The following is a 7,852-nucleotide window of genomic DNA, read 5'->3' as shown; positions in this document are numbered from 1 at the left end:
GCGAGGAGGACGTTCATGTGCCCGGGCATCCGGCCGGCCACCGGGTGGATCGCGAATTTCACCTGAATGTCCTTGCTCTCGAGCACGTCGGTTAGCTCCTTGACCTTCTGCTGGGCCTGGGCGACCGCCATACCGTAGCCGGGGGCAATGATCACTTTGTTCGCGTAGGCGAGCATGACTGCGACGTCGTCAGCCTCAATCGACTTCATGCTGCCCTGGATCTGCATCTCTTTCTCCTCCGTCGCACCGAATGCACCGAAAAAGACATTCGAGATCGAGCGGTTCATCGCCCGCGCCATCTGGAGCGTGAGCAGCGAACCCGCGGCGCCTACAATGATACCTGCAATGACCATTGCATAGTTGGGGGTCGCGAACGAGAACCCGTCGAGTGCGACAGCAAGTCCGGTGAAGGCGTTGTACATCGAGATAACGACCGGCATATCAGCACCGCCGATAGGGAGTGTCATTAGGAACCCGAACCCAAGCGAGAGGACAAAGAACAGCGGGAGATACATACCGACAGTGAGCGGGATCCACGATGGGTGCCAGAGGACGAGCACACCGGACACGATGGCAAGGGCCAAGATCATCATATTGACGACCTGCTGACCCTTGAAGGTGATCGGCCGTGGCCGCATCCAGCCCTGGAGTTTCAGGAACGCGATGAGGCTCCCCGAGAACGAGACGGCTCCGATGAGGCCGCCGATGACGGCGAGTGAACCGGAGGTGGCAGTGGTGGTGCCGAGGAGTGCGACCGCCGAGATTCCGGCAGCTGCGCCGCCGCCCATGCCATTGTAGAACGCAACCATCTGGGGCATATCGGTCATACCGACGCGCTTTGCCGCGATGTAGCCGAAGCCCCCTCCAATGACAATTGCAATTGCCATCAGGGTGAAGTTGGTGAGGTTCGGGGTAAGAAACGTGACGAGCGTCGCGATCAACATCGCGGCGCCGGCCCAGACAATCCCGCTCCGGGCAGTGAGCGGGTGACTCATTCGTTGCAGGCCGACGATGAAGAAGAAGATCGTCGCAATGTAGACCGGGTCGATAGCCCAGGAGAAGTCGATCATCTCAGGCACCCTTTTTGGGCTTCTTCCCGCTGCGGTCAAACATCTGGAGGATCCGTTCTGTGACCACGTAGCCGCCGGTGACATTTGCCGCACCAAGGACGACCGCGATAAATCCGATGATCTGTTCCAGGGGCGTTGTCGCGAGGCCGAGGGCAACCATTGCGCCGACAAGCACAATCCCGTGGATGAAGTTCGAGCCGCTCATCAGCGGCGTGTGGAGAATAACGGGGACCCGGCTGATGACGACGTAGCCGGTGAACGCGGCCAGCATCACGATATAAATGGCCGTCCAGAGCGTGGTTGTGTCTATCATGGTTTCACTCCGTTCATGAGGTCACGCGTCGGCTTATGACGCACCTCGCCTCCATGGACAAGGAGGCTCGCGGTAAGGATCTCGTCCGTGAATTCCGTAACGAGCGCGCCATTCTTTTCGATAAGAAGCGTGAGAAACGACTGGAGGTTCTTTGCGTACATCTGGCTCGAGTGGAACGGCACCCGGGCCGGGAGGTTCTGCGGTCCGATGATCATGACGCCATGCTCCCGGATGGTCTTTCCAACTTGTGTCAGTTCGCAGTTGCCTCCCGATTCGGCTGCCATATCGATGATGACGGCACCCGGCCGCATCGTTGCGACGGTCTCTTTTGTGACAAGGACCGGGGCCTTGCGGCCGGGGATTGCAGCCGTCGTGATGACGATGTCTGCCCGTGCGACCGCGGCAGAGACCATCTGCTGCTCCTGTGCCTTCTCTTCGGGCGTGAGCTCGCGGGCATAACCACCCTGGCCTTCGGCATTAATCTCGAGCTCGATAAACTTGGCGCCGAGGCTCCGGACCTGCTCGCCAGCGGCGCGCCGGACATCATAGGCCTCGACAAGGGCGCCAAGCCGTTTTGCTGTGGCGATCGCCATAAGACCGGCGATGCCTGCACCGAGGATGAGCACCGTTGATGGCCGTATCGTGCCCGCGGCCGTCGTCAGCATCGGGAGGAACTTCGGGCAGTTATCAGCTCCAAGGACAGCAGCCACGTACCCGCCGGCAGTTGCCTGGGAACTGAGGGCATCCATGCTCTGGGCACGGGAGATCCGCGGGACAAACTCGAGGGCGAAGGCTGTGACTTTCCGGTCGCGCATCCGGGCGATGGCCTCAAGATTATGCGTTGCGTTCATGAATCCGATGACGATAGTGCCTTCATCGAGCTGATCGACTTCGGCAACGGTTGGGGGCTGGACGCAGAGCACGATCCGGGCGCCTTTCAACAGTTCGGTCCGGCTGGACACGATCTTCGCACCGGCGGTCGTATAGAGCGCGTCGGGGTAATATGCGCTCGTCCCTGCGTCATGCTCAATCCGGACCACATAGCCGGATTTTGTGAATTTCTGGACAACCTCGGGTACTGTTGCCACGCGCTGTTCCCCGGGGGTCTGTTCCTTTGGAACTGCGATGACGACCGGCATAGCAGTCGGTCCCTTCGAACCGGCCGGGATTGTCCCTTTTACGTCCTGTGCAATGACAGGGGCGCTCAAAAACCCCACTCCTGGTGTTCGGCTTTTTTGCTACAAACCAACATTCTCACTCCATGGATGATCTGCAATGTATCGTATAGGTTAAACGGCAAGCTTCTTTATTTTACGCACCCGGACGGCAACGCCGCGCTTGGAATTTTTCATTTCCGCCGCCGACATCGCGGCCCGGCCGGTCGCGGTCGCCTTTGGCCCGACCACGAGCACTTCGTCGCCGTCCCGGATTGCGGGATCGGCATCGACCACGCCCGGCACGAGCACGTCGCCCTCGGGCAAAAAGTCGCTGATCGTCACGCGGTAGCCCTGCGGGATCAGTTCCCAGCCCTCAAAGGTCGGGCGCAGCAGGCCGTTCCCGGTGTCGATGGAAAAGCGCTGTATGTTGCCCTTGGAATAGAACAGCTCCGGGAAATGGCCCCGGGAGAGCATGCTTTTCGTGTCGACATCGCAGCCGAACTGGTACGAGAGCATCCCGTGGAGCCGGTCGTCCTTTACCCGGCGTTCGCTGTCAAGTGCCCGGCTGAGTTGTGAGAGGGCTTCATCGCTGGTCGGGTGCTCGCGGCAGGAATATTCGAGCGTGATCCCGCAGGTCTTTGCCGCCATCTCCGCGACCCTGAGCGCCCCGCCTTCGAGATGGGCGATCACCCGCTCGTACTTGTGCAGGGCAAGGTAGCGGGCGACAATGTCCGAGATGTACGCGTACTCCTCCGCGTCCCAGTAACCGGTGACCGGGACATCGTAGTGCATCGCGGGGTACACGCATTCGAGTTCCCGGGGGACAAGGCCGAGCGGCGATGTGATGATGAGTTCATGGGCCCGGCCGGCAATCGCCATCTGGAACCGGCGATGGCTCTGAGAGAGCGAGTAAGGTTTCTTTGCCGAGCAGGGCAGGAGAACGGCAACCGTTGCCTTCGGGGGTTTGTACCGGGAAAGAAGCCGTTCGGCAAACCTGCGGACCTCGACCCGCTGCATCGATTCCCCGGAGTTTGCCCGCATCACACCGCTCCGTGCGACCGGGGCATACGGTTCGGTCCCGGCATAGTCCGCGTCAAGGTGGCGCATGATGGCGACGTGGTTTGCGTTCATCCGGCACCGGGCTTCGACAAGCTCCCGGAGTTTTGACTGCCCGATAAAATACCGGACGAGCGCAACCTCGCCTTCAAGGGCGAGCCGGTTGTGCAGTTTCAGGTCGCCGTTCCGGCAGCCCTCGCACGCGCAGATGCCGGCTTTCTGTGCATCGGCCGGGAACTCTCCTTCGGGCGTGCAGAACAGGCCCTGTGCGGATTTGAGATCGGCGGCAATGTAGTCAAAGAGGCCAAATCCCGTGTAGCAGAGGATGTGGACGTTTGACGGGAGGGCAGTGCCCGGCGCGTACCAGAGCGTGTCGGCCGGCGTCTTCTCCCGGATATTTTTAAGCCACCCGGCATACCTGCGGGGATTTGAGAGGGCCGTGTGCCAGTTGGCGACCATCACGACATTGCCGCTCTGGGCCGGGTTCGCAAGCGCCGGGTGGATGGTGACCGGCTGGTCCGGGCCCCGGGGGATGTAGGTCTTTACAAATTCCGCAGGTGCAGAAAGCGGGACATTAGTGCCGCCGCGTGCCACGAGCGTTGGAAAAACGGTTTCTGTTTCGAGCACCGCGGGAAACGACACCTGCGGGACGGGCCCGCTCTCGCAGGTGAGGATACCGGACCGGGCAAGGCCGTCGCGTTTCCTGATATCGATCCGGATCATTCGATCAGCTCCGCGGCGTTGCCGATTTCTTCGGCAAAGATGTTTTTCCATTCGGCATGAAGGCCGCAGACCCGGATCCTGGATTCCTTGTGGCTGTCTGCAAGCATACGGATCCCCCTGCATCCCTGCCTGACCATCGCCGCATCCCATTCAGGGATCTCGCTCTGGCCGATGGGGAAGGTCTCCTTTAAGTCCGGGGGATAGGGTCCGAACGGCGGCTTGAAGTAAAGGACTGTGTCGTATCCCTCGCGGATGCCGTTGTCGCACGCGACAAGGACATTTTCCCCGAGGCGCAGCCAGGTAAGCTGGCGCTGGTACCGCAGCACTTCGGTACGGGCGCAGCTCTCGTCGCCCCGGTAGAAGAACCGGCGCTTGTGGGCCCGGTCATACTGTTCGAGTTCCGCGTTGTGCTGGAGGAGCCGCCGGTACCCCGAAAGAAGCTGGGGGTGGTTCCGGCACCGCTCGTCCACGAGTTCCCAGAGCGTGCCGTCGGTGATCGCCTGCCGGATCCTCGCAATCTCGGCAAGGGTGACGGCTAGGTTATGGAGGGCCAGAAGCCGGGTCCGGTCTTTTGCGGTGCGGAGCTGTTCAGCCGTATGGCTCCGGCAGACGGCACACGAGCAGGGAAGATCGGCGAGTTCGTCGATCTTGAAACTCCCGTGCGTAGTGAGATACCGCCCCTCTTTTGCATAGAGTGCGTAGGCAGCGGAATCAAAAAGATCGCAGCCCATCGCGGCGGCAAGCGCGAACATCACCGGGTGGCCGGCACCGAAGAGGTGGATGCAGGCCGAGCGGGGGAGCGTGCGTTTTGCGGCAAGGACCACGTCCACGAGGTCCCGGTACCGGTAGGACTCCATGAGCGGCACGACCGCACCGATCGGGCAGAAGGAGAAGCCGAGGTCGCCGACTTCCTTTCCCGCCCGCTCGCGGAGGTCGGGGTAGAGGCTTCCCTGCACCGGCCCGGCAATCGGTGCATCGTTCCCGAAGAGTTCCTTTGCCTCCCGGAGCCGTTCCATCGTGATGCCGAGTTCCCGTTCCGCGGTCTCGCGGTCCGCGTCCGGGGAGGTGGGGATATCGAGCGGCACCCAGATGTCGCTCCCGATATCGCGCTGGTAGGTGAGGGTCTGCTCGTTCGTGATCGAAACCTGCCCGTAGACCGAGAGCTGGAACGAGCCTGAGTCGGTCATGATAACGCCGTCAAAATCGAGCAGCTTGTGGAGGCCTTCCTCTTTTACTCTTTCGCTGTACTGTTTGCTCTGCGAAAAAATGTAGGCGTTCGTTATAAGCGCCTCGACACCCATACCCTTAAGTTCCTTTGGGGTGACAAGCATCAGGTGGGGGTTGATGACCGGGAGCAGCGCCGGTGTCCGGATCACTTTTTTCCCGACTACCAGTTTACCGGTCCGTCCTGCAATATCGCTGTCCAGACTCTCGAATGAAATCGCCATGCCGCGGGGGTACTCCTCTTGTCTTTAACTGTATGCTCCGCTTTTTGTTAAACCGATCCCTTAAACGAGCCGGTAAAGATCTGGCCTTCAAAGGTAAGGATCTCGATGACGGGCTGCTGCCAGCAGTGGGTGGGCAATCCCGCTTTCTCGCAGGTCTTGTCGAGGAATGTTTTTGCATCCCAGTTATACTCCGTTGCCACCTGCGGGAGTAAGAGGCCGCTCGTGCCGTAGCCACGGGTAATAAGACCGTGGCGTCCGACTTCAACATGGGCCGGGCGGTCGGCCGGGTCGCAGTCGAGGGGGACAGGGGCGGTAAGGACCGTTACTTCGAAATCAAGGGAGGCGACTTCTGCCTTTTTTACTCCCGGGAACCGGGGGTCTTCGAGAGCGGCAGCGACTGCAGCATTTTCAATGGCATCGCCAAGGGGCAGGACCGGGTAGGGAAACCCGATGCAGCCCCGGAGCTCGCCACCTTTGGTCAGGGTCACAAAAACCCCGCGTTTCTCCCCAAAGACCGGTGTCAGCGTGATCATCGGTTTTGGCTTTTTTGTGATCGTATACTCAATCGCCCCCCGGGCGAGCCGGACGGCAAGCAATCCTTCATCGGCAGTCAGTAGTTGCATGGCACACGTCTCCTGTTCTGTGAGACTTTCTGCAGGGCCCGTTTAATTAGTTATCCCTCCGGAAAACCACAAAAAGCGCCGCCGGCTCCGGCGATCTGTGCCATTATTAAGGTTCGTTCGCGCATATGTAGTCGTGAGAGGGAGAGAGCGGCTGACGGTAGCCTTTGTGCTGCTGAGGAAAGTCCCCCCACCCACCGGGCACGCAGCCATACGCAAGTATGGGTGGCGAGAGTCACGGCAATGGCACAGAAACGACACGGCCTGTTCCCAGTCATGATGCGGCCGAGCCTTAAACGGCGAGAAGTGCACGTTTTTCGTGCATGAGTAACCCGCTGAGCGTTTTAACGGAACAGGATACGGTGAAACGGCGAAACCCTGCGGGTGCAAGCCAGAACAGGGCAATGGATCGCTCGGTATCCGCCCGGGTATGGCGCAGAGCTGAATGCCGCATGAACAGAAGGAGGCTTACTCCTCCCACTCACCTATCTTAAAAAAAAATTAAGAAACTGTTGTCTGGTTTTTCCCTTACAGGAGTTTTTCGTAATATTTCTTTGAACTGCAGGCTGCACATCTCCCGTCTACGATCAGGTAGTCAGGCACACTCTCGCCGCAGGAGGGACAGATGACAGGTTTCCACTTCAGCTTGCCGGTGACTGGCACCCGCACCCGTTCGGTAGAGAGGATCTCCCTTTTTGCCCGGAAGATCTCTTCCTGAAGGCTGGTGCCCATCGTGTGTTTCTGGTATTGCGGGCTGTTTGCATACCACATATCGATGACCGGGAAATTTTTGAGTTTTTCACTATCGACCCAGACCCTCACGCCCTCCGCAGTGCTGCTGTCGGATGCCCGGTTGACGGTTATGGCGAATTTCCCGATGGGCAGGACCGTTAGTCTCCCGTTGCCGGTTGTACTGTGGGCGATTACCTGAAGCGTGTCCGGAAGGCACTTGGGTGTTTCGCAGACGGCAAAAAGTTTCTCTTCAGGGTTTGCCTCGAGCAGTTCGAGGGCATAATCCACCATGATGGCACCGATCAGTACTCCGGGTGCAGGGGCGGTGTGAAATTCGGTGCAGCGGATCATATATTCCTGTACCCGGTCTGGAACGCCGCAGGCTTTCATGCGGGCAGAAAACTCCTTGGGATCGTGGTGATGGTGTCCTTTTTCCATGAAGATCACTTGGTGGGTCATCCCATTAAACATTTTATTTTCTCTGTTTGTTATCCGTATTGTGTTATCCCAGGAGGTAACAGGCTTTTTATGGATGGTAATACCGGGAGGTCTTGTATATTCCCGTGAGAGGCAGGTGAGAAGAAAACTGCGTCTGGTCCCGGTGCTTTCTACCGCTATTTTCGGTAATGAGTTAACTATATCAAATTAATAAAACTACGTCCCGTACGGTGCCTGATTCTATACCCAGTCGTGAATACGGCGGTGGTTATTAGATAAGTTCCTGGTACCCAAT

7 protein-coding genes and 1 other RNA gene are annotated in these 7,852 nt (G+C 59.1%); 1 reads left to right on the top strand and 7 read right to left on the bottom strand.

Going from position 1 to position 7,852, the window contains the following annotated elements:
• From QZN75_RS05820 to QZN75_RS05795, 6 genes are all read right to left on the bottom strand, one after another.
• Positions 1–1,070, bottom strand: a 1,070-nt coding sequence (locus QZN75_RS05820; protein WP_292425991.1) for an NAD(P)(+) transhydrogenase (Re/Si-specific) subunit beta, incomplete at its 3' end; no start/stop codon positions are given.
• Position 1,071: 1 nt separating this feature from the next.
• A complete protein-coding gene (locus tag QZN75_RS05815; protein WP_292425988.1) occupies positions 1,072–1,383 on the bottom strand; it encodes an NAD(P) transhydrogenase subunit alpha in 312 nt (103 codons plus the stop codon).
• The gene (locus QZN75_RS05810; protein WP_394339492.1) at positions 1,380–2,600 is read right to left on the bottom strand and encodes a Re/Si-specific NAD(P)(+) transhydrogenase subunit alpha; all 1,221 of its coding nucleotides are present in this window, start codon (positions 2,598–2,600) and stop codon (positions 1,380–1,382) included. The genes QZN75_RS05815 and QZN75_RS05810 overlap by 4 nt, the downstream gene beginning before the upstream one ends.
• A gap of 72 nt (positions 2,601–2,672) precedes the next feature.
• Positions 2,673–4,319 carry an archaeosine synthase subunit alpha gene (gene arcS, locus QZN75_RS05805; RefSeq protein WP_292425981.1) on the bottom strand — a complete coding sequence of 549 codons (1,647 nt, stop codon included), beginning with the start codon at positions 4,317–4,319 and terminating at the stop codon, positions 2,673–2,675.
• Positions 4,316–5,767 (bottom strand): tRNA guanosine(15) transglycosylase TgtA, encoded by a 1,452-nt coding sequence (gene tgtA, locus QZN75_RS05800; protein ID WP_292425978.1) that lies wholly within the window; start codon positions 5,765–5,767, stop codon positions 4,316–4,318. The genes arcS and tgtA overlap by 4 nt, the downstream gene beginning before the upstream one ends.
• Before the next feature lie 47 nt (positions 5,768–5,814).
• Complete coding sequence (locus QZN75_RS05795; RefSeq protein ID WP_292425975.1) at positions 5,815–6,390, bottom strand: TIGR00296 family protein; 576 nt, start codon at positions 6,388–6,390, stop codon at positions 5,815–5,817.
• A gap of 135 nt (positions 6,391–6,525) precedes the next feature.
• Between QZN75_RS05795 and rnpB the strand changes: the two genes are divergently transcribed.
• Positions 6,526–6,870, top strand: an RNA gene (gene rnpB, locus QZN75_RS05790) — RNase P RNA component.
• Between the two features lie 45 nt (positions 6,871–6,915).
• Here rnpB and QZN75_RS05785 read toward each other — a convergent pair.
• Positions 6,916–7,557, bottom strand: coding sequence for an FmdE family protein (locus QZN75_RS05785; RefSeq protein ID WP_292425972.1), 642 nt, complete (start codon positions 7,555–7,557; stop codon positions 6,916–6,918).
• Positions 7,558–7,852: the final 295 nt, after the last annotated feature.

The organism is Methanoregula sp. (genome assembly GCF_003170075.1).
In the GTDB taxonomy this organism is placed as follows: domain Archaea; phylum Halobacteriota; class Methanomicrobia; order Methanomicrobiales; family Methanospirillaceae; genus Methanoregula.
The sequence above is the reverse complement of the archived record's forward strand: the minus strand, read 5'-3'. Positions and strand labels throughout refer to the sequence as shown.